Raw genomic sequence first — 25,657 nt, 5'->3', positions numbered from 1 at the left:
TCAGATTTGAGGTCAACTCAAAATCTAAAATCAAAAAAAACTGCAACAAAATCTACACAACCTCCCGATGCCACAAGCGTAAAAACCTATAACCAAAACTTATGCTGCAGCCGCTACGACCTTTTCTGCGGCGTCGTTCATTGTGGTGGCGGGGATTATGCCGATGTTTGATTCGGCTAGGACGCGGCGGCCTTCTTCGACGTTGGTGCCCTCTAATCTTGCGACTATGGGGATCGAGACTCCGAGATTTTTTGCGGCTGCGACGACGCCGTTGGCTACCATGTCGCAGCGGACGATGCCGCCGAAGATGTTTATTAGTACGGCTTTTACATTTGTGTCGGCGAGGAGAATTTTGAATGCTTGTTCGACACGCTCCTGGCTTGCACCTCCGCCGACGTCGAGGAAGTTTGCGGGTTCGCCGCCGGAGAGTTTTATGATGTCCATCGTCGCCATCGCGAGGCCTGCGCCGTTTACCATGCAGCCAATGTTGCCGTCTAGCTTGATGTAGTTGAGGTCGTATTTGGACGCCTCGATCTCGAGAGGTTCTTCTTCGCCCAAGTCGCGGAGTTCGGCGTAATCTTTGTGCCGATACATTGCGTTGTCGTCGAAACTTAGCTTTGCATCGAGAGCGATCAGGCGATTGTCTTTGGTGAGCAGGAACGGATTGATCTCGATGAGTGACGCATCGGTTTTCTCATAGGCGTCGTAGAGTTTTAGCATGAACGACGCGGCTTGATTGATGAGATCGTTTGGAATGCCGAGGCCGAACGCGAGTTTGCGTGCCTGAAAGCCCCGAAGGCCGACTGCCGGATCGATAGTTTCTTTGAGGATAAGTTCAGGCGTTTCCTCAGCGACCTTTTCGATGTCCATACCGCCTGCTGACGACGCCATAAAGACATTGCGGCCGGTTACGCGGTCGAGGGTGATGCCGAGATAGAACTCTTTGTCGATGGGCAGGCCTTCTTCAATGAGAAGTGTCTTGACCTCGCGGCCTTCCGGGCCTGTTTGGTGTGTGATGAGCATCATGCCGAGAATTTCGGATGCGATCTGCTTTGCTTCTTCGGGCGATTTGGCGAGTTTTACGCCGCCGCCTTTGCCGCGTCCGCCGGCGTGGATCTGGGCTTTAACGACGACCACATCTGTTCCGAGTTCGCGTGCGGCTGCTTCGGCTTCGTCAGACGTGCGTGCGACGATGCCGCGCGGTACGGGAACGCCGAATTCTTTGAGGATGGCTTTGCCTTGGTATTCGTGGATTTTCATGAGTTTAATGATTCGGGCAGAAACGTGAGTGTTAACGAGCGTGCCGTAACATATATGCACGCTCGTTTACACTCGCGTTTCTGCCCGTAGAAATCTATTGTGATTTTTCGACTAGCTTAATAAGCGTGCGGATCGCGACGCCGGTTGGGCCTTTTGAGTGGTGGCCTTTGGCGGAATCGCACCACGCCGTGCCTGCTATATCAAGGTGCGCCCATTTGGCTTTGTCGACGAATTCCTGGATAAAGACCGCGCCCATGATCGTGCCGGCTTTGCCGCGCGGGCCGATGTTCTTGATGTCGGCGATGTCGGAGCGGATCATTTTGCTGTATTCAGCACTTAGCGGCAATTGCCAGAAGCCTTCGCCTGCGTCTTTGCCGCAGTCGATGATCTCGTCAACAAATTTCTGATCGTTGCCCATGATGCCTGTGTTCAGGTCACCGAGAGCGACGATGACCGCACCGGTCAAGGTTGCCATATCGATGATGCTCGTAGCACCCTGTTTCTCGGCGTAAGCGACTGCGTCGGCGAGGATGAGGCGGCCTTCGGCGTCGGTGTTCAGGATCTCGATGCTCTTGCCGTTCATAGCGTGGACGACATCGCTTGGCCGCGAAGCCGCTCCGTCGGGCATGTTCTCAACTGCGGCCACGATGCCGATTACCGGAACGCTCGGTTTGAGCAAGGCAATTGCACGCATCGTTCCGATGACTGTCGCTCCGCCGGACATGTCGTATTTCATCGCGTCCATGCCTTCGCCGGGCTTGAGCGAAATGCCGCCGGTGTCGAAGGTGATGCCTTTGCCGACAAGTGCGAGAAGCTCACCTTTTTTGGCTGTGCTCTTAGCAGGCGTGTATTTGAGTACGATCATTTTCGCGGGCTGAGCCGAGCCGATCGAAACGCTCATCAGCGAGCCCATGCCGAGTTTGGTCATTTTGGCTTCGTCGAGCACTTCGCATTTAAGGCCGACCTGCTTTGCCATCGCGGCAGCTCGTGCGGCCATTTCGGTCGGGTGAAGAATATTTGGCGGCTCGTTGGCGAGGTCGCGAGTGAAGTTCATCGAGTCGCCGATAGCCTGTCCACGAGCGATGCCGGTTTTGAGATCGGCAGGCTTTGCGTCATCGACACAGATGGTAAGGCCCGTGACGACTTTGTCCTGCTTGTCCTTGGTCTTGTACTTATCAAGCTCGAACTGGCTCGTTATAAAGCCTTGTACGGCATTTTGAGCGGCTTCGACGGCTCCACTGAAACGTGGAAGAAACGCGAAGTTCTTGACGTTTCGCTTGCGTAAATAGCGGGTAGCTGTTCCCGAAGCCGCAGCGACCGACGAGCCTTTGTAATCTTTTTTATCGCCAACGCCGACCAGCAGCAGACGGCTGGCCTTAACTTTGCCTTTTGCCGCAAAACGCAGCAACGCCGTCTGTCCGACGTCGCCTTTGAATTCCTCTGCCTTCATGACCGCGGCGATCAGGCCGCCCGTCAATTTGTCGAGGTCCTTGAGAGCACCGCTCGATGCACCTTCGCCCTTAAAGACCGCCACAGCCAACGCTTCAGCATTAGCTTCTGTAAAATTTCCTGTGATCCCCTGAAATTTCATTAATACCTCGATTTTTTATATGTTTTTAAATAAAACGCTTTAATATCTATAACTTATCTAAGGCTCTCTTTCAACTGAGCCTGAGTTTCTTTTTCGATCGTTTTCTTCATTTCGGTGTCGCGTTTGTCGTATAGTTTCTTGCCTTTTGCGACGCCGACCTCGAATTTTATCCGTCCGTTTTTCCAATAGATCCGCGTTACGACCAGCGTCATGCCTTTTTGCGTCGTCTCTTTTTCGAGTTTTTCGATCTCGCGGCGATGCAGAAGCAGCTTTCGCGGGCGCAGAACGTCGTGATTATTGATGTTGCCATGCGAATAGTGAGAAATATGCGATCCCATAAGCCAGACTTCGCCCTCAGAGATCGAAACGTAAGACTCCTTGAGCTGAATTCGCCCGGCCTGGATGCTTTTGACCTCGGTGCCTAAAAGAACTGCTCCAGCCTCGAATGTGTCGAGAATGAAGTATTCGTGAAAGGCCTGACGGTTGTTTAGTATTTCCTTGTCCGTGGACATAAACTCCTATTGTGGCATTCTGCCGTAGCGATTCGCAAAGCCGTTTTTGACAGACGCGACCTCGGAAACGTAAATTATAAATACGCTGGGAGATCGTCTAATGGTAGGACTGCAGTCTCTGGATCTGCCTATCGGGGTTCGAATCCCTGTCTCCCAGCCAAAAAATCAGTCGTGAGTCGCGAGTATTGGGTCGTGAGCAGGAATATTCCGACTCAAGACTTGTGACTCAAGGCTCACGATTTTTTTATGGACGAATGGCACGAAACTGAAGTTCGCGTTCGATACGCCGAGACGGATCAGATGGGCATTGTCCATAATGCCAACTACCTTGTCTGGTTCGAGGTCGGCCGCAGCGAACTATGCCGCTCTAAGGGATTTTCCTACAAAGAGATGGAGGAAGAAGAGGAGGCACTAATGGTCGTTGCCGAATCTTACTGCCGCTACAAATCGCCCGCGTATTACGAAGATGTTTTGACCATCCGAACGAAAGTTGGAGAAGTTCGCAGCCGCAGCCTCAGGTTTTATTACGAAGTGCATCGAGTGTCCGACGACATCCTCATCGCCGAGGGCGAAACGCTTCACGTGGTGACGGACAAGGACAAAAAAGTCCGCCTCTTGCCTGAGATCTATCGAAACCGCTTGCTTGGTAAATACGAAAAGGCATTTCCGGCCGATCACGCACCTAGTTAGTTCAAAGTTTAAAGTTTAAGGTTCAAAGTTGGACGCAACCTAAAGATTTTTTCGTGGTTCGTAAATCGTAACTTTGAACTTTTAACTTTGAACCTTAAACTTAAGTCATGCCCGGAGCCGGAAGAGCCGAAGTTTATTTCATTGCAGCGATGATGGTGCTGATCCTTATCGTCTGTGCCGTGTCGGTCTATTTTTTCTTTAAGACATACAAGAAAGAAATGGCCGAAAAGGCTGCTCGCAAGGCTGCGAAGACGGACGCAAAAGCAAAAACTCAGCCTGAATAATGCCTCATCCAAATTTACTTCAGCAGCAAAATGCAGCCTTGATCGTTGTTGACATACAGGAAGGTTTTCGTCCGATCATTGCAGATTTTGACAAGATCGCGGAACGGGCTGCGAGAATGATTCGCGGATGCCGGTTACTCGATGTTCCTGTATTTGTGACTGAGCACTATCCGAAAGGATTGGGAAACACTGCGGCAGAAATAAAGAGTTTATTTGACGACATCGCAGGCGTTTTTGAAAAGACAGCCTTTAGTTCGTGCGGTGCAGAATCTTTGGTTGCCGGACTAACTGATAAAGGCATCAAACAAGTGATGATCTGTGGATTGGAAACGCACATTTGCGTTAATCAGACCGCGCATGATCTGCTTGATCGAGGTTTTCAGGTGCATGTTTTGAGCGATTGTGTAACATCGCGTTTTGAATACAACCGGCTCGCGGGACTTGCGAAAATGCAGCGCAGCGGCGCGATCGAATCTTCGATAGAAATGGCTTTGTTTGAACTTATGCGCGATGCAAAGCATGAGAAATTTAAGGAAATACAAGCTCTCATAAAATAACCGATGGAATCGCTTTCTTCACTTAACCCACAACAAATTGAGGCCGTTCAAACGACGGAAGGGCCGTTGCTTATTCTCGCCGGTGCGGGTTCGGGCAAGACGCGCGTCATAACTGTTCGCATGGCGTATCTTATTGCAGAAAAAGGGGTTGCTCCGCACAATATTCTGGCTGTTACATTTACAAACAAGGCTGCCGGCGAGATGCGCTCGCGTGTTGGCGACCTGTTAAGAGATCAAAGACTGCAATCAGCGCCGCTGATTTCCACCTTTCATAGTTTGTGTGTTCGTATTCTGAGGCAGGACATCGACAAGCTGGATGAAGGCTATAAAAAGTCGTTTACGATATATGACACCGATGATTCGAATAAGGTCGTAAAGGCTTGTATCAAGGAACTCGGCATTGACGAAAAACAGCTCGCTCCACGCATGGTGCGTAGTGCGATCAGCTTATCAAAGAATCGCGGCGAAGACTACGAAATGTATGCTTCGCGCGTGGAAATGGCCGACGAAAAGAAAGCGCAGATCGCAAAGGTTTTCAAAATGTATGATGACCGTCTGCATACGGCAAATGCGCTCGATTTCGACGATCTGTTGATCAAGACGGTAAAGCTGCTTCGGAAATCATCTGAAACACGCGACAAATATAACGATCGCTACAAATATATTCTTGTCGATGAATATCAGGACACAAATGCTCTGCAATTTGCTTTGATAAGTTTCCTGACGGAGAAACAGCAGAATATTTGTGTGGTTGGCGACGATGCTCAGAGCATTTATGGTTTTAGGCAGGCCGATATACGGAATATTCTCGATTTCGAGCAGCATTTTCCGAATGCGAAGGTGATCCTGCTTGAACAGAATTATCGTTCGACTCAGACGATACTCGATGCTGCGGATGCGATCATTTCGAATAATATTCATCAAAAGAAAAAGAAGCTCTGGACTGCGAACGCGGGCGGCGAGCGGATATTTTACTATCAGGCGTATGACGGCGACGGCGAGGCTCGGTTTGTCGCACAGCGAATCGAGGAGAATCGTCGTCGAAACGCTAGTGAACGCATCGCCGTGCTATACCGAACGAACGCACAGTCGCGGTTGTTTGAAGAGTCATTGAGGCGTTTGCGAATCGAGTACAACATCGTCGGAGGCTTTTCCTTTTACGAGCGTGCCGAGGTCAAGGACATCGTTGCATATCTCAAACTTGCGATGAATCCGTTTGACGATATTGCTTTGCTGCGTGTGATAAATACACCGACGCGCGGCATTGGAAAGACCAGTCTCGATGAACTTCAGCGCGTTGCAAAGGCGAATAGATCATCATTGTGGATGGCGGTTGCGTCGATAACCGATCCTGATTTTCCGGCTGATGTGAGTATTACGCCGCGTGCTCGTACGGCGTTCAATTCGTTTCGCAAAACTATAGAAAATTTGATAGGAAAGGTTTCAGATACCACAGGATCAAGCAAGCCGGTTTCTGACGTAATTATTGCAGCCATTGAAGATACTGGCTATGCGAATACGCTCCGTATTGAAAACTCTGATGACTCGGAAGCCCGGCTCGAAAACCTTGAGGAACTCGTAAATGCCGCTGTCGATTACGACAAGCAGGAAGAGAACGGCCTACGCGATTTTGTCGATCACGCTGCACTTTCTTCGGATACAGATAAGTATGATGAGAAGGCCGGCGTTACATTGATGACGGTCCATATGGCCAAAGGTTTGGAGTTTCCTGTTGTGTTTCTTGTCGGCCTTGAGGACGGCATCTTTCCGCATTCGCGGTCGATCGGCGATCCGAAAGAACTTGAAGAGGAACGTCGTTTGGCATATGTCGCAATTACGAGGGCGGAAAATATTCTTTATTTGACGCACTCGATGCGGCGAAGATTTTATGGCGAAGAGATCGCCGCTGAACCGTCGCAATTCCTGAATGAGATGCCGCTTGAGTTGATCGAGGATCTTTCGCAAAGCGCGTCCTGGCTGTCGTATGCACGCAGTTCTACCGCGTTGAAGGCAAAGGCTGCCGTAAGCGCTCTTCGTGGAGAAAGCCCGCCGCCAAAACCGAAGAGTGTATATTCCGGAAAAACCTATAACAGCAGCGAAGCGATCGCGGAGTTTTTTAAGAAGAAGGCAGTTGAACCGCAGATGCGTCAAGCCGCTGAGAAAGAAAGCGAGCAAGTGAGATGGGGAGAAAATGAAAAAATAAAACCACCTTCTGCTTTAGAAAAGCTAAAGGCAGCCGCGTCAAAACCTGATCCGCAATCCGCGATCCGCGATCCGCAATCTCTCGTTCCCGGATCTAATGTCAGGCATGAAAAATATGGACGTGGGTTAGTTTTGCGTCGCGAAGGTTCGGGCGACAATGTTAAGCTGACTGTTAGTTTTCCCGGGTTTGGGCAGAAGAAACTGATCGAGAAATACGCAAATTTGCATATAGAATAATTGCTACATGAATATTATGAAGAATAGGATCTCATTTTTTGTTGTTTGTCTCGTGCTATTTATGGTTGTGCTTGGGTGCAGTTCGATAAATCCGCTTTCTGAAAAGAGCAAAACGACGACGCCCTCGGCTTCGAACAAATCCCTGACTGACAAGGGTGTAGATGCAGTGGTTGGAGAGGATACGACCGGAATTCCAGAATGCGACGTGGTCATGGATATGATCGCCGCCGAGACGAATAATCCCGACGACGGCTATATTGCCAAAGCAGGCAAAGCGGTGGTTTTAAATAAGATAAAAGAAGCCGTCAGGAGAAGTATCGAGGAAGCCAAAGCGAATAACGGCAACGCCGAACTAGTCAAAACCTGTGGAGAATTTAAGACGCAGCTTCAGAAATTTAAGACAGAGCAAGAAGCGAAAGGCAACTAAGAATTTTTTCACCACAAAGACACAAAGGGCACAAAGAAATATGAAAATATCTTTGTGCCCTTTGTGTCTTTGTCGTGAAAAAAATCAGACGCTCATTATTTCGGTTTCTTTATTTTTGGCAAGCTCGTCGATCTTGGCGATGTAACTATTGGTCAGTTTCTGCACTTCGTCCAGTCCGCCGCGTTCGTCGTCTTCGGAGATCGTCTTATCTTTCAGTAGTTTCTTTATAAGGTCGTTTGAATGATGCCTGACATTGCGAACCGCAATGCGGTGTTCCTCGGCAATTTCATGTACCTGTTTTGCAAACTGCTTTCGTCGCTCTTCGGTTAGTGCCGGCACCGTCAGCCGGATGATCTTGCCGTCATTTGACGGGTTCATGCCGAGGTTTGCGGCCACGATAGCTTTCTCAACAGCCGCCATAGCGGTCGCATCCCAAGGTTGAATTGTGATCGTTTGTGCTTCAGGCACAGCGACGGACGCCATCTGATTTAACGGCGTCGGTGTGCCGTAATAATCTACATGGATCGCATCGAGCAGTCCGACGGTAGCACGTCCTGTTCTTACATTCGAAAGCTTACGCTTGAAATCTTCAACGACCAATTCCATTTTTGGCCCTGTTTCTTTTGTTACGTCCTGTACGCTCATATTTATTTCGTTACAAGTGTGCCGATCGAAAGATCGCCACATACAGCTTTGATAATATTTTCACTTTTTTGCATGTTAAAAACCATGATCGGCAAAGCGTTGTCCATGCAAAGCGATATTGCCGATGCGTCCATAACCTTTAACTGCTTTTCGAGAACTTCCTGATATGTTATTGTGTCGAATTTTGTCGCATCAGGCACTTTGACCGGATCGGCTGAATAAATACCGTCAACCTTGGTTCCTTTCAAGATCACCTCGGCTTCGATCTCAAGTGCCCGCAATGCCGCTGCCGAATCGGTAGTGAAATACGGATTGCCGGTTCCAGCAGCAAAAATAACAACACGCTTTTTCTCAAGATGTCTCACGGCGCGTCGCCGGATAAAAGGTTCGGCAAGTTGCGGAATATCGATCGCCGACATTACGCGGGTGTAGACATCCAACTGTTCCAATGCATCCTGCAAGACAACTGCGTTCATTACGGTCGCAAGCATTCCGATGTAATCGGCCGCTGCACGATCCATATTTCCCGCAGATTCGGAAACACCGCGAAAGATATTGCCTCCGCCGATCACGACAGCGACCTCAACTCCGAGGTCGTGAACTGCCTTGATCTCCTTAGCAACCGCAACAGCCACCTTAGTGTCAATGCCGTAACTCTGCGAGCCCACGAGAGCCTCGCCGGAGAGTTTTAGCAGGATGCGGTTGAATGCAGGCTTCATAAGAGTCTTGAGTCTTAAGTCTGGAGCCTTGAGTCGTAAAAAGTCTTTTTCCGGCTCAAGACTTGTGACTTATTTACGCGATCATTGACGCGACTTCCGCGGCAAAGTCATCGGTCTTCTTCTCGATGCCTTCGCCCATTTTGAAGCGCGAGAACCGACGGATGGTGATGTTCTCTTTGATCGATGCGATCTTTTCACCAACAAGTTCGCCGACCGTTTTCGACGGATCTTTTACGAACGGCTGATCGACGAGAACGTTGTCCTCGTAAAACTTGTTCATACGGCCGTCGATGATCTTGTCGAGAATGTCAGCAGGCTTGCCCGAATTTTTCGGATCGGCCATCAACATTTCACGAACAATATCGCGTTCTTTATTGAGATCAGCTTCTGCAACTTCATCACGATTTGTCCAACGCGGATCGGTCGCTGCGATATGCATTGCGACGTCTTTGACAAGCTGCTGAAACTCTTCGCCGCGGGCGACGAAATCGCTCTCGCAGTTGACCTCGACGAGAACGCCGACCTTGCCGCCCATGTGAATGTAAGAGCCTACAGCTCCTTCGGCGGTCACGCGACCAGCTTTCTTGCCGGCCTGCGCCATGCCTTTTTTACGAAGAATATCCATTGCCGCATTCTCGTCGCCATTAGCCTCGACGAGAGCGTTTTTACAATCGACCATTCCTGCACCTGATTTTTCACGCAGTGATTTCACTGCACCTGCTGTAACTTCTGCCATAACTTACTCCAAAAATAATTTCGCTAAATATCTGTTTGTAAAAAAGCGTAGCCCGTCGCCGAGGATACGGAAAAGAGCTACGCTTTCAAGAATAAAAATGTACTAGCTTGCTTTTGCTTCGCTGCTTTCTTCCGTTGATTCTTCTGTTGCTGCCGTCGCAGTTTCGGCTGTCGGCTCAGTGGCGGCTGCATCCGCATTAGGAACTTCTTCCGTGGTTTCGGCTACGATCTCATCGTCATCATCGGATTCTTCCTCGATGTCAACATCTTCATCATCGTCCTCACCACGAAATTCCTTCGGAATTGCCGTTAATGAACCAATTCCGGGCAATTCTGTGCCGTCGGTCTCATCTGTTTCCGCTTCAACGTCAGCGCTGCGGCCTTCTGTGCCGACCTGTCTGCCTTCAATGATGGCGTCGGCGATACGTGAGGCAAAAAGGCGAATGGCTCTCAAAGCGTCGTCGTTACCTGGGATCACGCAATCGATGCCTTCGGGCGAGCAGTTGGTATCAACCACGGCCACGATCGGAATGTTGAGCCGGTTAGCTTCCTTGATCGCGATGTCTTCTTTACGAACGTCGATCACGAAAAGCATGTCCGGGATCCCGTTCATATTTTTGATTCCGGCCAAGTTTTTCATCAAACTTTCGTGTTCGCGGTCGAGTTTTAGACGCTCTTTTTTGGTGAGCATCTCAAAACGGCCGTCTTCACGCATCGTTTCGATGTCCTTGAGCTTTTGGATCGATTTTTTGACGGTTTCGTAGTTTGTTAGAAGGCCACCGAGCCAGCGGTTATTGATGTAAAACTGTCCGCAGCGTTCGGCTTCTTCTCTGATGGCGTCCTGGGCCTGGCGTTTGGTGCCTACGAAGAGGACCTTTTGGTTTGGGCGCTCGGTGAGCGATTCTGTGACGTAATTTAGGCCGTCGCGGAAGAGTTTCTGCGTTTTTTGCAGATCTATAATATAAATGCCGTTGCGCTCTCCAAAGATGTACTCTTTCATCTTCGGATTCCAACGGCGAACCTGGTGACCAAAATGAACTCCTGCTTCGAGGAGTTCTTTCATCGTAACTGTAGCCAAAACTTTATATCTCCTTGGTTTATGTACTCGGCAAGGCATGCTCACGAACCAAGAGCCTAGCCGATGGATTAAGTAGAATCACGCGTAAACGCGTAACTCTGCACAAATTAACGTTTCGAGAACTGGAATCTCGCACGGGCGCCTTTTTGCCCGTATTTCTTACGTTCTTTCTGACGCGGGTCGCGTGTAACGAGGCCCGCTTTCTTCAAAGCCGGACGCAGGTCCGAGTTAAATTCCATCAAAGCACGTGTGATGCCGTGACGGACCGCACCGGCCTGTCCGGCAGTGCCGCCGCCGTCAACATTGACGAGAATGTCGAATTTCTCTGTCGTCTCGGTCAATCGGAGCGGCTGGCGAATAATCATCTGCAACGCCTCGTTAGGGAAGTAGGTGTTGAAATCACGCTTGTTCACAACGATGTTTCCGCTGCCCGGACGAAGGTAAACACGTGCTGTCGAAGTTTTTCTGCGGCCAGTGCCGTAATACTGAATGTCTGCCATAATCGATTTTGGATTTTAGATTTGCGATTTTCGATTGATAAGCGAGTCAAATCGCAAATCGGCATTCGCAAATCGCAAATTACAACTCCCTTGCCTCCGGTTTTTGGGCGATGTGGCGATGTTCGCCGTCTGCGTAAACCTTTAATTTTTTTGCCATTGCTTTGCCGAGCTTTGTTTTCGGCAGCATGCCGCGAACGGCTAGTTCGATGACCTTTTCAGGCTTTTTCTCGAACATTTCTTTGACGGTCGTCTCACGCAAACCGCCTGGATAAAGCGTGTGGCGGTAATAGATCTTCTGATCGTCCTTAGAACCCGTAAACACTGCGTGACGCGCGTTTATGACGACGCAATGGTCGCCCATATCCAGAAACGGTGTCCATGCCGGATTGTTCTTGCCCGACAAAATGCGGGCGATCTCGGTTGCCAAACGGCCGACCGTTTTGCCCTTGGCATCAACGACCAACCACTTACGGTTTTCTGCTAAACCCTTCCCACTTGGAAAATAAGTACTCATATTCACACACTGATAGAAAAATCCGCAAAATTGCGAACTGACAGGATATCGAAATCCAGTGCCAACGTCAAGCGGAGGAGCGAGTCTTGGGTACATAGTCTTAAGTCTTAAGTTGGAGTACGTTGGACTTGGTCGCCTCGGCGATTCAGGAGGTTTGGTCGGTTTTGTCACGATTTGCTACTGCAAACCCGCTAATGTATGGAAAGTCAGCGTTCACTGTCCACTTAATGTCGGGTCCGGAGGTTCGGGAGGCTTGGGCGGGATTTTTGGCACATTTGCTAGTATCAACTTTGTAAATGTATGAAAAGAAAGTCACTTACGTTGAAAACCGACCTAAATGGCCCTCGGAAGCCCTCAAAAAGCCACCGCTAGACCCCAAAAAGCCATCGGAGACCCCCAAAAAAGCCATCGGAGAAGATGACATTTTTGCGTCATTTTTAAGTAGGCCTTCGTCCGGTATCTACGCTCTCGTCTATTACATTTCTTCGTCGATTTCACCATTGTCGTCCACTGATTCGTCGTGATCTATCGAATCGGCTACATCACTCTCGTCAACCGATTCGGGCTGACTTTACCGCATCGGCGTGATCAATTTCGTCAGAGTTTTCATGGGTAGTGGTTCAGTTTGAAATCTAATTCGTTTTTCTTCGTGTTCTCTGTGGCTTTACCTTTGTGTTCTTTGTGTTTAACTGATTTTCTAAACACAGAGGACACAAAGCGACGACACAAAAGACACAGAGATCTCAAGCTGAACCACTACGTTTTCATGCAAACTATTGACAGTAATCACTATAATTGTATAATATTACAAGACTGTAATATTATTGCAGTTCATTGTGGGGTAATATTTGCATGACGGGACTCCAATTAAGGCAGTATCGACGAAGGAACAGGCTCACGCAGCAAGATGCCGCGCGCTCTCTTGGCGTTTCGCAAGGTTATCTTTCATTGCTTGAAAAGGAACACCGTCCGCTTAGCGAAGAGCTAAAAAAGAAACTCGTAGCTTCGCTCGACCTGCCGATGACAGAGTTGCCATCGAACGTCAGTAAATATAAGGTTGGCGATGTTTCGGACGATCAACTGACCACCGATCTTGCAACTTTGGGCTATCCGGGCTTTTCTCATTACAAGCCGTCGCGGCCAAAGAATCCTGCGGACGTGCTGTTAGCGGGCTTAAAAGCTAATAAGCGTGACGCAAGACTTGTCGAAGCATTTCCGTGGCTCGTGCTTAAATTTCCAGATATGAAATGGGACGAAGTTACTCGAACGGCAAAAATGTATGACCTTCAAAACCGTCTCGGCTTCGTCGTCAGCGTTGCCCGCGGGATGGCCGAAAAGAGGAGCGACAAAACGACCGCCGCCGCATTAAAACGGCGCGAAGCCGATCTTGAACATTCAATACTCGCCCACGAAGGCACTCTTTGCAACGAAACAATGACAAACGCCGAACGCCGCTGGCTCGTTGACAACCGTACGGCGAGTGCGAAGCATTGGCGTATATTAGCAAGCCTTTCGCCCGAACTAGCGCGTTATGACGTCTAACATTCCCGAACCATGGCTTTCTTTTCTCCGAGAGGTCGATGCATCGGTCAGCGAAGAAACACATCTCCATTGCTTGGGCGGCTTTGTCGTGACGGTCGTTTACGGCCTCAAACGCGAAACGTCGGACATCGATGTGCTCACACTGGTTCGCCGGCCAGCCGGGCTTTTCGATCTGGCGGGAATAGGATCCACGCTTTTCAAACGATACGGCGTTTATATTGATCCTGTCGGCGTTGCGACTCTACCTGAGAATTATGAGGATCGTCTCACCGAAGTCTTTCCCAAAGAATTTGAACGCCTTCGATTATTAGCACTTGATCCTTATGACATTGCCCTTGCCAAGATCGAAAGAAATGGCGACATTGACCGCGAAGACGTAAGGCACCTCGCCCGCGTCGTGCCTTTTGAGCTCACGGTGTTGTCACGGCGCTATCACGACGAGCTGCGGGTTTACCTCGGCAACCCCGACCGCGAAGACCTTACGCTAAAGCTGTGGATTGAGATGATCGAAGAGGAAAGAGTTTAAACCAGTGGGATTTTTAGCCGCCGAGGCCGGTGCATATTTTTTCACCCTTTTCGGTGAAAACATCAACGCCAGAAAGATAACCGTTGTCGCCAACAATGCTCGGATCTTTGCCCGCGTGCGCCGAATAACAAACAAATATCGCTGTTGCGAATATAAATCCGAAGATAAATGATCTGACGTTGTTCATACATGTCATATTGAATATTTGCGGATGAATAAATTAACCGATTCTAACATCATGCCTATACGCTGTTTATCTTTCACTTCGTCCCACTCGCCGTGTGCCGCATGGTTTCTAATTCCCGCCCAAGATGTAATATCCTTGCCGTCTTGTTTAGTCAGTTTATTCGCATCGCGAAGGACTTGGGAGTAGGTTTCCAATCCAGGTTTCTTATCTCCCAATGGTAATTTTTCGCTTTCGACCCAATTTCGCAGGAACTCTTCAAGCGTTGCTCCGATTAAAACTGCGGGCGCTGCAGGATGAACATCATTTCGGTGCAAAAGGGAGGCCGCCATTTCTAGAAAGTCTGAAACAACATCAATTTGCGCCTGTCTTTCCGGCGAAACGCCACCATGTAGCCCGGATTCAACATATGAATGGAACGACTGAAGAAGTTCTCGAAGCCTTTTCTTCGTCGATTCGGGGGTTATCATGTAAGGACTAATCGTATTTGCAGCGGCGTAGAAAGCGCTTTTCTCGCCCGCGTATACTCTCAAAAACTCCGTTACGGTTGCATGGGAGGCCAATGCCTTACTCGTATGGTCTAGAGAATCAAGAGAATCGATTAGCTGTCTCGCCTGAAATGATAAATCGTCACGCGTCATTATTTTGATTCGTTATTGATCAACTATAAGTTCTCTATGTCAGTTATCAATTTAGCACATTGCTCTGCGAGATTACCGATGTGCTGACTCGCATTTCGGTGATTTTGCAACACCGCCGCATGTTTGTCAGACGGGAGATCATCGAAGGTCTTTAGCTCATACGACCTAAGCATATCAGCATTGGAGTTTATGATAGCGACACTTCCAAGAATTTCATGATAAAGCCGTTGAAACTCAGGTTGAAAGAGGTGGAGATTGGGTACCTGCGCGACTAGGAAGTCGATACTTATCCTCCTCATCTGAAGAACAGGCTCACTCGCGGCTCTAGCCGTAATTGCCATCTGGCGATCATCTAATTTTAAGAATGATCGCACTTGATCATATAATCCGGCGCTGTCGAATTCCCCTTTATCCTTATCGAGAATGTTGGCGGTCCACTCAACAAAGGCTCGATTGAGGGTACCGGCTTGACCTCTGACGAGGAAAGCAAGGCCGGCACATTGATACCGTAGATGTCTTAGTTGAACAAAAACACTTTTTTTAATCTGCCGTCTTTTTGATGGTCGCTGGATGAATTCACCAAGCAGCGGACTAAGCAAGCCTAAGAGCCAACCGATGATTAGCGGTGTGAGCGAATACCAGTAGGAAATTTCTTCCTTCATAAAATATCGTAACCAAAGAACCTTTCACACGACCAATAGTTCCGATTCTGCCGTCGTAAAGAGAGAAAAATTACTCCTAAGAGCTAGGATACAAATTCACTATTGCAAATATTGCAAGGCTGAGTATTCCAACAAAAAATCCTATACACGTCAAACTTAACGATGCTATTACGCCCAAAGCCGTCGAGAGAGACATATCATCCCCGGATAGGGGGTCGTCCACGATAGCAATGGTGTAAACTATCATGCTGCTCAAGATCGATAAAAGAAATGCTCCTAAGGAAATGATAACAAGCCATTTTTCCGTCGGGTTTTGGATAATCTTTTCAAGAAACGTAGCGATTATGACAATCGAGCCCGCCGATAAAGTCGTCATGTGCTTTAGATAGTCTTGGATAGCTTTGTAATCTTCGACCTTTTTTATCAGTTCCAGTTTCTCTTTTTCTATCGCTTGGAGCTCTTGTGACATAATTTAGTTGATTCGCAGGGAAAATTTAGCACTAAGGTACCTAATTCGCAAGGATTTTACTTTTTCTGTGCAATTCCTTCGAACGCGGATGGCACGGCGTTTGGGACGGTGCTGTCATTTGCTACGCCAAACGCTCCGATGGCGGTGACACAGGCGGCGACCGGACTGACATCGAGCGCGGCGACGCTGAACGGCTCGGCTAACCCGAACGGCGACGCGGCGTTTGGACGCTTTCGGTATTCGTCGGCAGATCCGGGCACGAACGATACGCCTCGTGACCGACTGGAGAAGGGAGATGGCTAAAGCCCGAACCGATAAGGACGTTAAAACGCCCTTCGGAATTCGTTATTCGCTCTGACCACGTGCTAAAGCGACGTGGCTATTTGCCGCGAAACGCGGAAAGACGGCTGAAGCCGCCTGACTAAAGAAACAAAACGTCCAATTTCGTTACGGTAAGGCGGTCCAATTACCGAATGTGGAATATAGAGGGGAGCGTAAGAATTGGATTTTTCGACAGCCGCGTTTTACGCGGCTTTCCCGAAGGGCAGATAGCCACGCTCGTTTACGGCGTGGTGAAGATCGCCCGAATTGATCGGAAGGGCGTTTCAACGTCCTTGCTCCGCCTGGCTTAAGCCGCCGGAATTTAAAGGACGATAAATCGCTCTCGAATAAATTACAACAACCTAAACACGCCCTAAAGGACGTGGCTATTTGCCTCGAAGACGCGGTGCGGCGGCATAGCCGCAAATCTTAAAATTACATCTCCGGAAAGGCATAGCCTTTCCGCTTGGCGATCGGGCGAAGCCCGAAAGAGTCAAGATGTCGCTGACGCGGCGGCATAGCCGCACATCTTATATTACATTCTGCCGGAAAGGCATAGCCTTTCCGCTCATCGATCGGGCGAAGCCCGAAAGAGTCAAGATGTCGCTGACGCGGTGGCATAGCCGCACATCTTATATTACACTCTGCCGGAAAGGCATAGCCTTTCCGCTTGGCGATTGGGCGAAGCCCGAAAGAGTCAAGACGTCGCTGGCGCGACGCGGGGATTTTGATCCATCTTTTACCGTGGGTTGAAACGCCACGGCTACATTCATTTGATCGCTACGCGATCAAAGGAACGCACGATAAAAAGGCTTCGCATTGAAATGCGAAGCCTTTGTTTCTGAACGTTCGGACTTGGTTTAGTAGTAATAAACGAATTCCATTTCGGTCAACTGGTCCATCGGGGTGATGACCTGCGAACCAAATTGATATCGCTTGCTCTTAATAGTCACGATGTATGTTTCTCCTGCCTGAACATCGGCAAATCGGAAGTATCCGAATGAACCGGTGCGAGTCGTTCGGCTGACACCGTCCATGTCTGTCAAAGTAACCGTCGCATTAGACAATGGCTGGCGTGTTCTGCCGTGATCGACAAATACACGTCCACCGACTGTAATGCCTGCTGCTGTCGTCGTGAACTGGACCTCAACCGAGCCCATATCCGCGCCGTTGCCGCCGTCGTTTGAGATCAATGGATTGTCAACAGGCATGCTCGCTCCATGCTGGTCGGTGACGACCGTTGCGCTGTTGCCTTTGTCGATAGCCGGGCTGCCCATTAGCGGCGATCTAGTAAATGTCGGTCCGCCGTTATTCTGCAAAAGGCCGAGCATCGGATTGAGCGGGCTTAAGGTCGTTCCGGTTCGATTGGGAGCGCCGGTGACGCCCGTGCTGCCGTCGATGTTGCCGATCAGATTCCATGTGCCTGCGTACGTTCCGAAAAGGTCGGTGCCGCTCGTTGCGACATTTGTTGCGACAATGTTATTGATCAGGGTCGCAGTGAACGCATTGTAGATCGCGCCGCCAACTTCGGCAGAATTGGCGGAGAAAGTGTTGTTGATAGCTGTAACCGTTGCGGTGTTGTAAATGCCGCCGCCCTCGCTCGACGCCGAATTGCCGTCGATCGTGCTGCTGGTCGTATTTACCGTTCCGCTTGTTCCGTTATATATGCCGCCGCCGTCGGTTGCTGCATTGCCGTTGACGGTGCTGCCGATCATGTTCAGCGTGCCGCTATTGAAAATATAGATGCCGCCGCCGCTCGCAGCGCTGTTGCTGCGGACGGTACTGTAATGCAGATGCAGCGTCGTGCTGTTGCTCATATAAATACCGCCGCCGCTGGTTGTGACGGTGTTGCCGCTGACGGTGCAGCGGTTTAGCGTAAGCGTTCCGCTGTTGCTCATGTAAATTCCGCCGCCCATACCGTCGCTGCTAAAACCATCGCTGATGGTCACATTATTTATAGTTGTGACTGCACTATCCACGAGCGTAAATATGCGGAAAGTATTGTTGCCTTTCACAGTCAGCCCCTGCGACTGTGGGTTATTGATGGTCATGGTCGCGAGTGGAATGTTTGGCAGAGCGCTTAGGAGCGTGATCGTGAATCTGTCCTGTCCGGCATCGTAACCGGGATCGCTCATCGGGATGTTAAAGGTGACGATGTTTGCTTCTGCGTTTACAGTTGCGTCGATCAATGCCTGTCGAAGGCTGCCGGCCCCGGAATCAGCGGTTGTGTTTACTGTTAAACTTGCAGCTTGTGCTGAAATACTGATAAGAAGACAAAGTCCGGCGAGAACGGAAATATTCCGCAAAAAATTTCTGATTTGTAACATTGTTAGATCCTTGTGGGAAAACTCATGCGAGCCCGTAAGTCCATACGGTTGGGTGGGGTTTGAGGTAGGAAGAATTATTCCCCGTCGTTGGAACTGAATGATCCGCAGAAAGCAGTAGCACCTATTACTATTATATCAGTTAGCAGATGGGCCCATCGCTTTATTATTTCACTCGAAAGGCAGCAAAACGCTGGCTAATGTCTTTCCGACAATAATAATAAAAAAGTGAATTCCGGCGTTTCCGCTGGCAATGGTCGAAGAAAAAAATCGAAAATCGCGGCGGCACAGCCGCAAAAACTAAGAGATATGAACACGGAAAGGCAAAGCCTTTCCGCACATCGACGGGCAAAGCCCGAAAGCTTTTCACCAGTCGCCGGCGGTGCGGTTGGGGAAGGCTTTGGGGCCGCGGGTGACAGAAGTGAGAAGTGAGAAGTCGTGGTTTAGGTTTGGTTGCGTGTTACGCCCTTACTTACGTGCGGGCTTCTGCATTTAAAGTTACGCCCTTACTTACGTGCGGGCTTCTGCATTTGAGGTTACGCACTTACTTGCGGGAGGGCTTTTGCATTTAAAGCGGGTGTTTAAAGCATGCAAGCATTTAAAGCGTTTGCTTGTTTAAAGCGAATTTAAAGCAGTTTTATGCGAATTTAAAGCAGATTTAAAACGAATTTAATGCGGATTTAAAGCGGGTGTATTAAATGAGCGGCTGGACACGCTGATGAGGTTGCGTGTTACGCCCTTGCTTACGTGCGGGCTTCTGCAGCTTAGGCGTCTGCAACACGAGCGGCTGCGGTTGTGATGCCGATGATGGATTTGGCGTCTTCGATCTGGGCGGTGCGGATCATTTCGAGGGCTTGGGGAAATGTTAGGCGTTCGATCTCGATGAGTTCGTCCGATTCGAGATTTTGAGCGGTTTCGGTCAGGTTGGTTGCGAGATAGACGTACATTTTTTCGGTCAGGAAGCCGGGCGAGACGTAGAATTCGGTGATCAGTTCGATGTTCTTTGCGGTGACGCCGACTTCTTCTTCGAGTTCGCGGATGGCGCAGGTTTTTGGATCTTCGCCTTTTTCGAGTGAGCCTGCCGGGATCTCAAGCATATACTTGCCAGCAGCGTGACGATACTGCCTCACAAGAGCGACAGTTCCATCATCAAAAACCGGCACGATCACAGCGCTGCCTTTGTGAACAACGATCTCGCGTTTATATTCGACGTCGCCTTCGCGGATCGTGTCGACGCGAATGTCAAAGATCTTACCTTCGTAAACGGTTTTCGATGAAATTGTTTCGGGCACTATTCTTTTCTCCGTGCCACATATTCAACCAGTTCGCACAGGTGATCTCTTGCTTCGCTGGCGGCAAAGTTGTCGGTTAGGATCGTCTTTGCAAGGCGTGCAGCGGCGGACAAAGATTGTTCGGGCGAGTCGGTGATATTTACGCTGAAGGCCTTGCCGTTCGGGGCGGTGTCTTGGGAAAGGTCGATGATGTCGTCGCTGATCTGGTACGCCTGGCCGAGAGATTCGGCGAAGAGCGACAGGGTTTCGAGTTGTTCTTCTCGAGCACCGGATAAGATCGCACCGAGCCGCAAAGCAAGTCGGATAAGCGATGAGGTTTTTAGATTGAGAACTCCGCCTGCAATATTTGCTGAACAGATATTGCATTCCACGACTTCGCGGAGCTTTAGATCGACCGACTGGCCGCCGATCATTCCTGCGGGCCCTACGCAATCTACGATCTCCAAGACCGCATCGGCCGAACGCCGTCTTTCGCCGCCCGCGTCGAGCATTGCCAGTTTGTATGCCTGATTCAAAAAACCTATCGCGACCAGTGTCGAAAGCCCGTTGCCAAATTTCTCGTGCAAAGAAGATTTTCCGCGACGCTCGGCTGAGTCGTCCATCGCAGGCATGTCGTCAAAAATAAGCGAACTGGTGTGGATAAATTCGACAGCGGTCGCGGCGTTAAGGAAATTTTTCGCCTTGCCGCCAAAAAGTTCGGCGCTCAGCAAAGTCAAAACCGGACGCAGGCGCTTGCCGCCGGGAAATGCAGCATATCTAACAGCCTCGTTAAACTTCGTATCGATCAAGGCCGGTGCGAGCGGCAGATTTTTTTCAAGGCATGAGTCTATAACCGGCCTGTGTTTTTCAACAAACCGCCAAAGCCCAGTCTCGTATTTTGTGTGAACAGCAATCATCGATACTCATTACTACGGCAATCTACCCTTTGAGATAAATTCAAAATGATTTCGCATGACTGGGACTTTTGGATTCGGAAAGAGACACTTTTTTGAATCCAAGCCTTCAAACTGGGCGAAAACCGTAGATTGACGTCAATCCGTTCTCATCTTTTTGCCAAAAGATAAATCATAGTGAATTATACAATGTTAATGGAGCGTTCACCCGAAGATTCGTCATTTCTTGCGGAAGGGCTGCAAAAATGTAAGGAGATTACCCGTAAATACGGCACGAGTTTTTACTTTGCAACGCAGTTTTTTCCGCGTGAGACGCGAGACGGCATTTATGCGATATATGCGTTTGCACGGATTCCAGATGAGATCGTTGATGATCATAACAAGATCGGAAAGGCTGAATCGCTTGCCGAATTGAATCAATGGCGCGAGAAATGGCTCGAAGCGATGAGCGCGGGATGCAGCGACGACGCGGTGATGAATGCGATCGTCAAGGCATTTCGCAAATACAAGATCCCGGTCGAGGAAGGCGAAGCGTTTCTGCGTTCTATGTTTATGGACGAGGAAAAAGCGAGCTATGCAAACTACGCGGAGCTCGAAGAATACATGTACGGGTCGGCAGGCGTGATCGGGTTGATGGTGACGCGTGTCGTAGGGTTTTCGTCGGAAGCGGCATTTCCCCATGCTTTGAAACTGGGCTACGCGTTCCAACTGACCAATTTTTTGCGTGACATAAAAGAAGATTTTTTTGATCTCGGCCGCGTTTATATGCCGCAGGATGAATTGGCTCGATTTGGGTTAAGTAATGAGGATATTGAGCGAAAGATCTGTGACGAGCGTTTCATTGCATTTATGAAATGGCAGATCGAGCGGAATCGCGAGGTTTACAAAGAAGCTTTGCCGGGAATTCCAATGCTTGCATGGCGCGGGCGTTTGGCGGTTCGCGTTTCGTACGTTTTGTATAAGGCAATTCTCGGCGAGATCGAACGGGCGAATTACAATGTGTATCTCGGACGCGTTCGTACAACTTTTCGTCAAAAGGTATGGCTATCAATGAAAGCCTTGGCCGGCATCTATGAATAAGAAGGTCGTGATCATCGGTGCGGGTATCGGCGGCTTGGGTGCGGCGGGCCTTTTTGCGCGGAAAGGCTATGACGTTACCGTGGTCGAGAAAAATGCAAATCTTGGCGGGCGGGCGAATATTTTTGAGCATGACGGTTTCAAATTCGATATGGGTCCGTCGTGGTATCTTGCACCGGATATTTTTGAACATTACTTCAACCTCGTCGGCGAAAAAGTTGAAGATCATCTCGACCTGAAAAAGCTCTCGCCGTCATACCGCATTTTTTTTCGCAATAACGGCGAGCCGCTCGACATTAATTCAAATATTGAGATCGACACCGCAACATTTGAGGCGATCGAGCCTGGGGCCGGCGACAAATTGCGGGCATATTTAAAGCAGTCCGAATACCAATATGACGTGGCGACGCAGCACTTCATGTTTAAGAACTACGATACGATATTCGATTTCTTTAATAAGCGTGTCATGACCGAGGGGCAAAAGCTGTCGGTCTTTTCGACAATGCACAAATTCGTCTCGAAGTTCTTTACCTCAAAAAAACTCCAGCAGGTGATGGAATATACGATGGTGTTTCTCGGCACGTCGCCATATGAAGCTCCGGCGTTATATAACCTCATGTCGCACATGGATTTTAATCAGGGCGTCTTTTATCCGCAGGGTGGTTTTTATGAATTGATCGGGGCACTTTCGAATATCGCGGAGAAGAACGGAGCCGTATTGCGTGTCAATTCACCAGTCGAGAAGATCATCGTACTCGACGGAAAAGCTGTCGGCGTCCGCCTCGAAGGCGGTGAGGTGATCGACGCCGACATCGTTATTTCGAATGCGGATATGTGGTTTACGGAAACAAAACTGCTCGACGAATCTCATCAAACGCACAAAGAGAAATATTGGCAAAAACGCACAATGGCGCCGTCGGCGTTCATTATGTACTTGGGTGTCGGTGAAAAGCTGCCGTCGCTGATCCACCACAATCTGCTCTTTAGCGAGGACTGGCGAAAGAATTTTGATGATATTTACAAGGCTCCGTGCCTGCCCGATGAGCCATCTTTATATGTCTGTGCTCCGAGCGTGACCGATCCGTCCGTGGCACCGGCGGGTAAAGAAAATCTTTTTGTTTTAGTACCGATCGCGTCGGGTCTTTCATTTACGGACGCAGAAAAAGAAGCTTATGCAGATCGTGTTTTCGCTTTGATGGAAAGCGAAATGAATTTGCCTGATCTGCGTTCAAAGATCGAGTACAAGCGCATTTATACCGTCGATAATTTTGCGGTCGACTACAACGCGTTTAAAGGCTCGGCACTAGGGCTCGCTCATACATTGCGGCAGACAGCCATTTTTCGGCCAAAGAACAAATCCAAAAAAGTCGAGAACCTTTTCTATGTCGGTGCGGGAACTAATCCCGGGATCGGAACGCAGATATGTTTGATTAGTGCGGAATTAGCGTATAAGCGTGTGCAGGGAATCACAACAGCGGAGCCGATGGATGCAATTTAGAAAAATTTATTAAGAGCGATCTGCCAAAAGATTATGAATCCGGCAAGGATGTTGATGAGCGGGAACGCTTTGTAGAGTTTAAACAGTGTTCCTGACCTTACGGATACGACAGAAGCTGCCATCAGAATCAGATACGCCGACCCGATCGAAATGCTGGTAAAACCGAGCCACTCGAACGAAATGATCGCGGCGCCAAGGTACAGTAAACTGCACGCAGCCAAAGTTCCAAGCGGGCCGAGAACGGTTGCGATAGTTTTCAACCCGGCATCTTTATCCGCCTCGATGTCAGGAATTGCCGAGTATGCATGCATAGCTGCGGTCCAAAGTCCGGCGGCGACGATTATCGCGGCTGGCGGAAATTCGCCGGTGATCAGCGAATATCCAAATGCTCCAGGCAGTACATAAAGTACGTTGAAAGCTGAATCGAGAAACGGTTTTGTTTTTGCCCTTATCGGTGGGGCAGAGTAAAAAACGGAAAAGAAAAGAAAGCAAATTCCTGAGACGATGACCGAGAAATTGCCGTGAAAAAAAATGTCAATGAAAGCGAAATTTGTAAGAAATATTGCGAGCCAGAGTTTGGGCCGCAAATCTGGTGACACTAGCGTTTCATAACCGGCCTTTTTTTCATTTAGCTTGTCAGTTTCGTAGTCGTAAATGTCGTTGACACCGTAGATCAAAAGGTTTGCCGGCAGAGTGAAATATATGCCGTAGAGTAGAAAGATCGGGCTGTAAAGCTGCTGCGGAAAGTCGGCGCCCGCGATGAGGCCGACGATGTAAGGTCCGAAAATGTAGAACCAGAACCGAGGACGGCTGACGTTTAGTAAGAACCTGAGATCGGACATTTGCTGAATGTTACGTTGAGTTTCGCCGAAATCGGGCGGCGCAGCCGCAAGTTCCATTTCGACGCTCATGGAAAAGCATAGCTTTTCCGCAAATAGAGCGGCAAAACCGCAAAAGACTTTGTGAAGATATTGATGGAGAAAATCAGTAAGCAAAATAGGATCATTATTCTCGTCATTCTCGTTTTCCTTGTGACAAGCGCGTTCTTTATGTCGAATGTCGTCATTCCGGCGGAAGCCGCGTTTGTTTCAGGCATCAACGTCATTCTGTTCGCGGCTCCGGCGTTTTGGGCTGCGAAGATGTGGCTCGGCGTTCGCGATGCTGTTTTGTTATTTGTAGTTCTGGGCGTTTTGGCTTTGGTGATCGAGACAAGCGCGATCATTACGGGATTTCCATACGGGCATTTCGGATACTCCGATCTGTTGGGCTATCGACTGTTCGGCTACACGCCTTGGACTGTTTTTCTCGCTTGGACGCCTTTGGTTTTGGCGGCGTACTTTATCGCTTCGCGCTTATTTGAGGCAAGCATTTATCGAGTTATATTAACGGCGGTGACGTTGGTTGTTTTCGATCTCGTACTCGATCCCGGAGCTGTGAAGATAGGATTTTGGCGTTACGAGGGCGGCGGCTTTTTTTACGGCGTTCCGTTGTCGAATTTTCTTGGTTGGTTATTTTCAGGAGTGATAGCGGCGATCGTTATTGAGATCTTTACAGCCTCGCGCAAACCGCTTTTGCCTGTTCCGGCACAGCTTATCTCCAGCAGTTTCTTCATTATCTTTTTTTGGACGGCGATCTCTTTTTTTTCGGGAATGTACTTGCCGCTGTTGATCGGGATCGTAGTGCTGATCTCGCTTGCCATCTATTACGCAAAGTATCATTACGCTTTTGACGACATGATCGTTATGGTCGATGAGGATGATCGACCGATCACAACTGCCCGCAAGCTACCAGCTCATAACGGTGACACAAAACGTCATCGTGCTTTTTCTGTTTTTCTATTCAATGACAGAGGCGAATTACTGCTGCAGCAACGCGCTTTGACCAAAAAAACCTGGCCCGGCGTGTGGTCAAACTCTTGCTGTGGGCATGTGATGCTTCACGAGACGGTTGAGCATGCGGCTAAAAGGCGCCTCAAACACGAACTTGGAATCAGCAATGTGAAACTTAAGGTCGAGCTTCCCGATTTTCGCTATCGAGCGGAAAAAGACGGCGTCGTTGAGAACGAGATATGTCCGGTCCTGGTCGGTTTTTGTTCGCAACAGCCTAGTCCAAATCCGCAAGAAGTTAATAATACAAAATGGGTCGATTGGAACCAATTTGTCAGCGATGTCAGCGACCCAGAGAACGGATTTTCGCCTTGGGCAGTCGAAGAGGTCGAATTGCTGGCGAGAGAGCCTAGCTTCGAGGCATTTCTAAACAGAGTGCGCGAGTAGCCAG

General features: G+C 49.2%; 30 protein-coding genes and 1 tRNA gene. 14 read left to right on the top strand and 17 right to left on the bottom strand.

Translation table 11 applies throughout. The annotated features are described in order from the left end of the window. Nucleotides 1-99: 99 nt before the first annotated feature. The 3 genes from sucC to smpB form a co-directional block, all read right to left on the bottom strand. Nucleotides 100-1,260, bottom strand: coding sequence for an ADP-forming succinate--CoA ligase subunit beta (gene sucC, locus IPL32_02045; GenBank protein MBK8464588.1), 1,161 nt, complete (start codon nucleotides 1,258-1,260; stop codon nucleotides 100-102). 94 nt (nucleotides 1,261-1,354) lie between these two features. Continuing rightward, nucleotides 1,355-2,851: a leucyl aminopeptidase gene (locus IPL32_02040; GenBank protein ID MBK8464587.1), complete on the bottom strand. Its 1,497-nt coding sequence runs from the start codon at nucleotides 2,849-2,851 to the stop codon at nucleotides 1,355-1,357. Nucleotides 2,852-2,904: 53 nt separating this feature from the next. Continuing rightward, a complete protein-coding gene (smpB, locus tag IPL32_02035) occupies nucleotides 2,905-3,363 on the bottom strand; it encodes an SsrA-binding protein SmpB (GenBank protein MBK8464586.1) in 459 nt (152 codons plus the stop codon). 86 nt (nucleotides 3,364-3,449) lie between these two features. On the opposite strand from smpB, the gene IPL32_02030 reads away from it, so the two are divergent. The 6 genes from IPL32_02030 (at nucleotide 3,450) to IPL32_02005 (ending at nucleotide 7,760) form a co-directional block, all read left to right on the top strand. Further along, a tRNA-Gln gene (locus IPL32_02030) sits at nucleotides 3,450-3,523 on the top strand. 86 nt (nucleotides 3,524-3,609) lie between these two features. After that, nucleotides 3,610-4,053 (top strand): acyl-CoA thioesterase, encoded by a 444-nt coding sequence (locus IPL32_02025; protein ID MBK8464585.1) that lies wholly within the window; start codon nucleotides 3,610-3,612, stop codon nucleotides 4,051-4,053. Nucleotides 4,054-4,160: 107 nt separating this feature from the next. Beyond that, nucleotides 4,161-4,337 carry a hypothetical protein gene (locus tag IPL32_02020; protein ID MBK8464584.1) on the top strand — a complete coding sequence of 59 codons (177 nt, stop codon included), beginning with the start codon at nucleotides 4,161-4,163 and terminating at the stop codon, nucleotides 4,335-4,337. After that, on the top strand, nucleotides 4,337-4,894 hold the full coding sequence (locus IPL32_02015) for a hydrolase (GenBank protein MBK8464583.1): 558 nt from the start codon (nucleotides 4,337-4,339) through the stop codon (nucleotides 4,892-4,894). The genes IPL32_02020 and IPL32_02015 overlap by 1 nt, the downstream gene beginning before the upstream one ends. A 3-nt stretch (nucleotides 4,895-4,897) precedes the next feature. Next, nucleotides 4,898-7,333, top strand: coding sequence for a UvrD-helicase domain-containing protein (locus IPL32_02010; protein MBK8464582.1), 2,436 nt, complete (start codon nucleotides 4,898-4,900; stop codon nucleotides 7,331-7,333). 16 nt (nucleotides 7,334-7,349) lie between these two features. Next, nucleotides 7,350-7,760: a hypothetical protein gene (locus tag IPL32_02005; protein ID MBK8464581.1), complete on the top strand. Its 411-nt coding sequence runs from the start codon at nucleotides 7,350-7,352 to the stop codon at nucleotides 7,758-7,760. 84 nt (nucleotides 7,761-7,844) lie between these two features. Here the strand turns inward: IPL32_02005 and frr are convergent, their stop codons facing one another. The 6 genes from frr to rplM all read right to left on the bottom strand — a co-directional run bounded on the left by frr (nucleotide 7,845) and on the right by rplM (nucleotide 11,951). After that, nucleotides 7,845-8,405 (bottom strand): ribosome recycling factor, encoded by a 561-nt coding sequence (gene frr / locus IPL32_02000; protein MBK8464580.1) that lies wholly within the window; start codon nucleotides 8,403-8,405, stop codon nucleotides 7,845-7,847. Between the two features lie 2 nt (nucleotides 8,406-8,407). After that, nucleotides 8,408-9,124 (bottom strand): UMP kinase, encoded by a 717-nt coding sequence (locus IPL32_01995; protein ID MBK8464579.1) that lies wholly within the window; start codon nucleotides 9,122-9,124, stop codon nucleotides 8,408-8,410. Nucleotides 9,125-9,197: 73 nt separating this feature from the next. Continuing rightward, the gene (tsf, locus tag IPL32_01990; protein ID MBK8464578.1) at nucleotides 9,198-9,860 is read right to left on the bottom strand and encodes a translation elongation factor Ts; all 663 of its coding nucleotides are present in this window, start codon (nucleotides 9,858-9,860) and stop codon (nucleotides 9,198-9,200) included. Nucleotides 9,861-9,962: 102 nt separating this feature from the next. Beyond that, nucleotides 9,963-10,937, bottom strand: coding sequence for a 30S ribosomal protein S2 (gene rpsB / locus IPL32_01985; protein ID MBK8464577.1), 975 nt, complete (start codon nucleotides 10,935-10,937; stop codon nucleotides 9,963-9,965). A 107-nt stretch (nucleotides 10,938-11,044) separates the two neighbouring features. Then, nucleotides 11,045-11,437 (bottom strand): 30S ribosomal protein S9, encoded by a 393-nt coding sequence (gene rpsI / locus IPL32_01980; protein MBK8464576.1) that lies wholly within the window; start codon nucleotides 11,435-11,437, stop codon nucleotides 11,045-11,047. 79 nt (nucleotides 11,438-11,516) lie between these two features. Further along, the gene (gene rplM / locus IPL32_01975) at nucleotides 11,517-11,951 is read right to left on the bottom strand and encodes a 50S ribosomal protein L13 (protein ID MBK8464575.1); all 435 of its coding nucleotides are present in this window, start codon (nucleotides 11,949-11,951) and stop codon (nucleotides 11,517-11,519) included. 852 nt (nucleotides 11,952-12,803) lie between these two features. On the opposite strand from rplM, the gene IPL32_01970 reads away from it, so the two are divergent. Both IPL32_01970 and IPL32_01965 read left to right on the top strand, forming a co-directional pair. After that, complete coding sequence (locus IPL32_01970; protein ID MBK8464574.1) at nucleotides 12,804-13,493, top strand: helix-turn-helix transcriptional regulator; 690 nt, start codon at nucleotides 12,804-12,806, stop codon at nucleotides 13,491-13,493. Continuing rightward, nucleotides 13,483-14,019, top strand: a complete 537-nt coding sequence (locus IPL32_01965) for a hypothetical protein (protein ID MBK8464573.1) — start codon at nucleotides 13,483-13,485, stop codon at nucleotides 14,017-14,019. The genes IPL32_01970 and IPL32_01965 overlap by 11 nt, the downstream gene beginning before the upstream one ends. Nucleotides 14,020-14,032: 13 nt before the next feature. On the opposite strand, the gene IPL32_01960 is transcribed toward IPL32_01965, so the two are convergent. The 4 genes from IPL32_01960 to IPL32_01945 all read right to left on the bottom strand — a co-directional run bounded on the left by IPL32_01960 (nucleotide 14,033) and on the right by IPL32_01945 (nucleotide 15,975). Further along, nucleotides 14,033-14,206 carry a hypothetical protein gene (locus IPL32_01960; GenBank protein MBK8464572.1) on the bottom strand — a complete coding sequence of 58 codons (174 nt, stop codon included), beginning with the start codon at nucleotides 14,204-14,206 and terminating at the stop codon, nucleotides 14,033-14,035. A gap of 5 nt (nucleotides 14,207-14,211) precedes the next feature. After that, on the bottom strand, nucleotides 14,212-14,844 hold the full coding sequence (locus IPL32_01955) for a hypothetical protein (GenBank protein ID MBK8464571.1): 633 nt from the start codon (nucleotides 14,842-14,844) through the stop codon (nucleotides 14,212-14,214). A 23-nt stretch (nucleotides 14,845-14,867) separates the two neighbouring features. Continuing rightward, the gene (locus IPL32_01950; GenBank protein MBK8464570.1) at nucleotides 14,868-15,506 is read right to left on the bottom strand and encodes a hypothetical protein; all 639 of its coding nucleotides are present in this window, start codon (nucleotides 15,504-15,506) and stop codon (nucleotides 14,868-14,870) included. A 76-nt stretch (nucleotides 15,507-15,582) separates the two neighbouring features. Further along, complete coding sequence (locus IPL32_01945; GenBank protein MBK8464569.1) at nucleotides 15,583-15,975, bottom strand: hypothetical protein; 393 nt, start codon at nucleotides 15,973-15,975, stop codon at nucleotides 15,583-15,585. Nucleotides 15,976-16,083: 108 nt separating this feature from the next. Here IPL32_01945 and IPL32_01940 point away from each other — a divergent pair, with 108 nt between their 5' ends. Then, the gene (locus IPL32_01940; GenBank protein MBK8464568.1) at nucleotides 16,084-16,278 is read left to right on the top strand and encodes a hypothetical protein; all 195 of its coding nucleotides are present in this window, start codon (nucleotides 16,084-16,086) and stop codon (nucleotides 16,276-16,278) included. 170 nt (nucleotides 16,279-16,448) lie between these two features. Next, a complete protein-coding gene (locus IPL32_01935; protein MBK8464567.1) occupies nucleotides 16,449-16,607 on the top strand; it encodes a hypothetical protein in 159 nt (52 codons plus the stop codon). Nucleotides 16,608-17,156: 549 nt separating this feature from the next. Here IPL32_01935 and IPL32_01930 read toward each other — a convergent pair. Continuing rightward, complete coding sequence (locus IPL32_01930) at nucleotides 17,157-18,623, bottom strand: carboxypeptidase regulatory-like domain-containing protein (GenBank protein MBK8464566.1); 1,467 nt, start codon at nucleotides 18,621-18,623, stop codon at nucleotides 17,157-17,159. A 225-nt stretch (nucleotides 18,624-18,848) separates the two neighbouring features. On the opposite strand from IPL32_01930, the gene IPL32_01925 reads away from it, so the two are divergent. Then, the gene (locus IPL32_01925; GenBank protein ID MBK8464565.1) at nucleotides 18,849-19,052 is read left to right on the top strand and encodes a hypothetical protein; all 204 of its coding nucleotides are present in this window, start codon (nucleotides 18,849-18,851) and stop codon (nucleotides 19,050-19,052) included. Nucleotides 19,053-19,384: 332 nt separating this feature from the next. On the opposite strand, the gene IPL32_01920 is transcribed toward IPL32_01925, so the two are convergent. Both IPL32_01920 and IPL32_01915 read right to left on the bottom strand, forming a co-directional pair. Continuing rightward, on the bottom strand, nucleotides 19,385-19,912 hold the full coding sequence (locus IPL32_01920; protein MBK8464564.1) for an NUDIX hydrolase: 528 nt from the start codon (nucleotides 19,910-19,912) through the stop codon (nucleotides 19,385-19,387). Beyond that, nucleotides 19,912-20,808, bottom strand: a complete 897-nt coding sequence (locus IPL32_01915) for a polyprenyl synthetase family protein (GenBank protein MBK8464563.1) — start codon at nucleotides 20,806-20,808, stop codon at nucleotides 19,912-19,914. The genes IPL32_01920 and IPL32_01915 overlap by 1 nt, the downstream gene beginning before the upstream one ends. A 174-nt stretch (nucleotides 20,809-20,982) precedes the next feature. Here IPL32_01915 and IPL32_01910 point away from each other — a divergent pair, with 174 nt between their 5' ends. Continuing rightward, nucleotides 20,983-21,885 (top strand): phytoene/squalene synthase family protein, encoded by a 903-nt coding sequence (locus tag IPL32_01910; protein MBK8464562.1) that lies wholly within the window; start codon nucleotides 20,983-20,985, stop codon nucleotides 21,883-21,885. Then, the gene (gene crtI, locus IPL32_01905; protein MBK8464561.1) at nucleotides 21,878-23,380 is read left to right on the top strand and encodes a phytoene desaturase; all 1,503 of its coding nucleotides are present in this window, start codon (nucleotides 21,878-21,880) and stop codon (nucleotides 23,378-23,380) included. Before IPL32_01910 ends, crtI begins: the two co-directional genes overlap by 8 nt. On the opposite strand, the gene IPL32_01900 is transcribed toward crtI, so the two are convergent. Further along, the gene (locus tag IPL32_01900; GenBank protein ID MBK8464560.1) at nucleotides 23,377-24,291 is read right to left on the bottom strand and encodes a prenyltransferase; all 915 of its coding nucleotides are present in this window, start codon (nucleotides 24,289-24,291) and stop codon (nucleotides 23,377-23,379) included. The genes crtI and IPL32_01900 overlap by 4 nt on opposite strands. A 63-nt stretch (nucleotides 24,292-24,354) precedes the next feature. Here IPL32_01900 and idi point away from each other — a divergent pair, with 63 nt between their 5' ends. Beyond that, nucleotides 24,355-25,653: an isopentenyl-diphosphate Delta-isomerase gene (gene idi / locus IPL32_01895; protein MBK8464559.1), complete on the top strand. Its 1,299-nt coding sequence runs from the start codon at nucleotides 24,355-24,357 to the stop codon at nucleotides 25,651-25,653. Nucleotides 25,654-25,657 lie beyond the last annotated feature (4 nt).

The sequence above is a fragment of the Chloracidobacterium sp. genome, from assembly GCA_016711345.1.
Classification (GTDB): Bacteria; Acidobacteriota; Blastocatellia; order Pyrinomonadales; family Pyrinomonadaceae; genus OLB17.
Note: the sequence above shows the minus strand (reverse complement) of the source record. Positions and strands in the feature narration are given on the sequence as shown.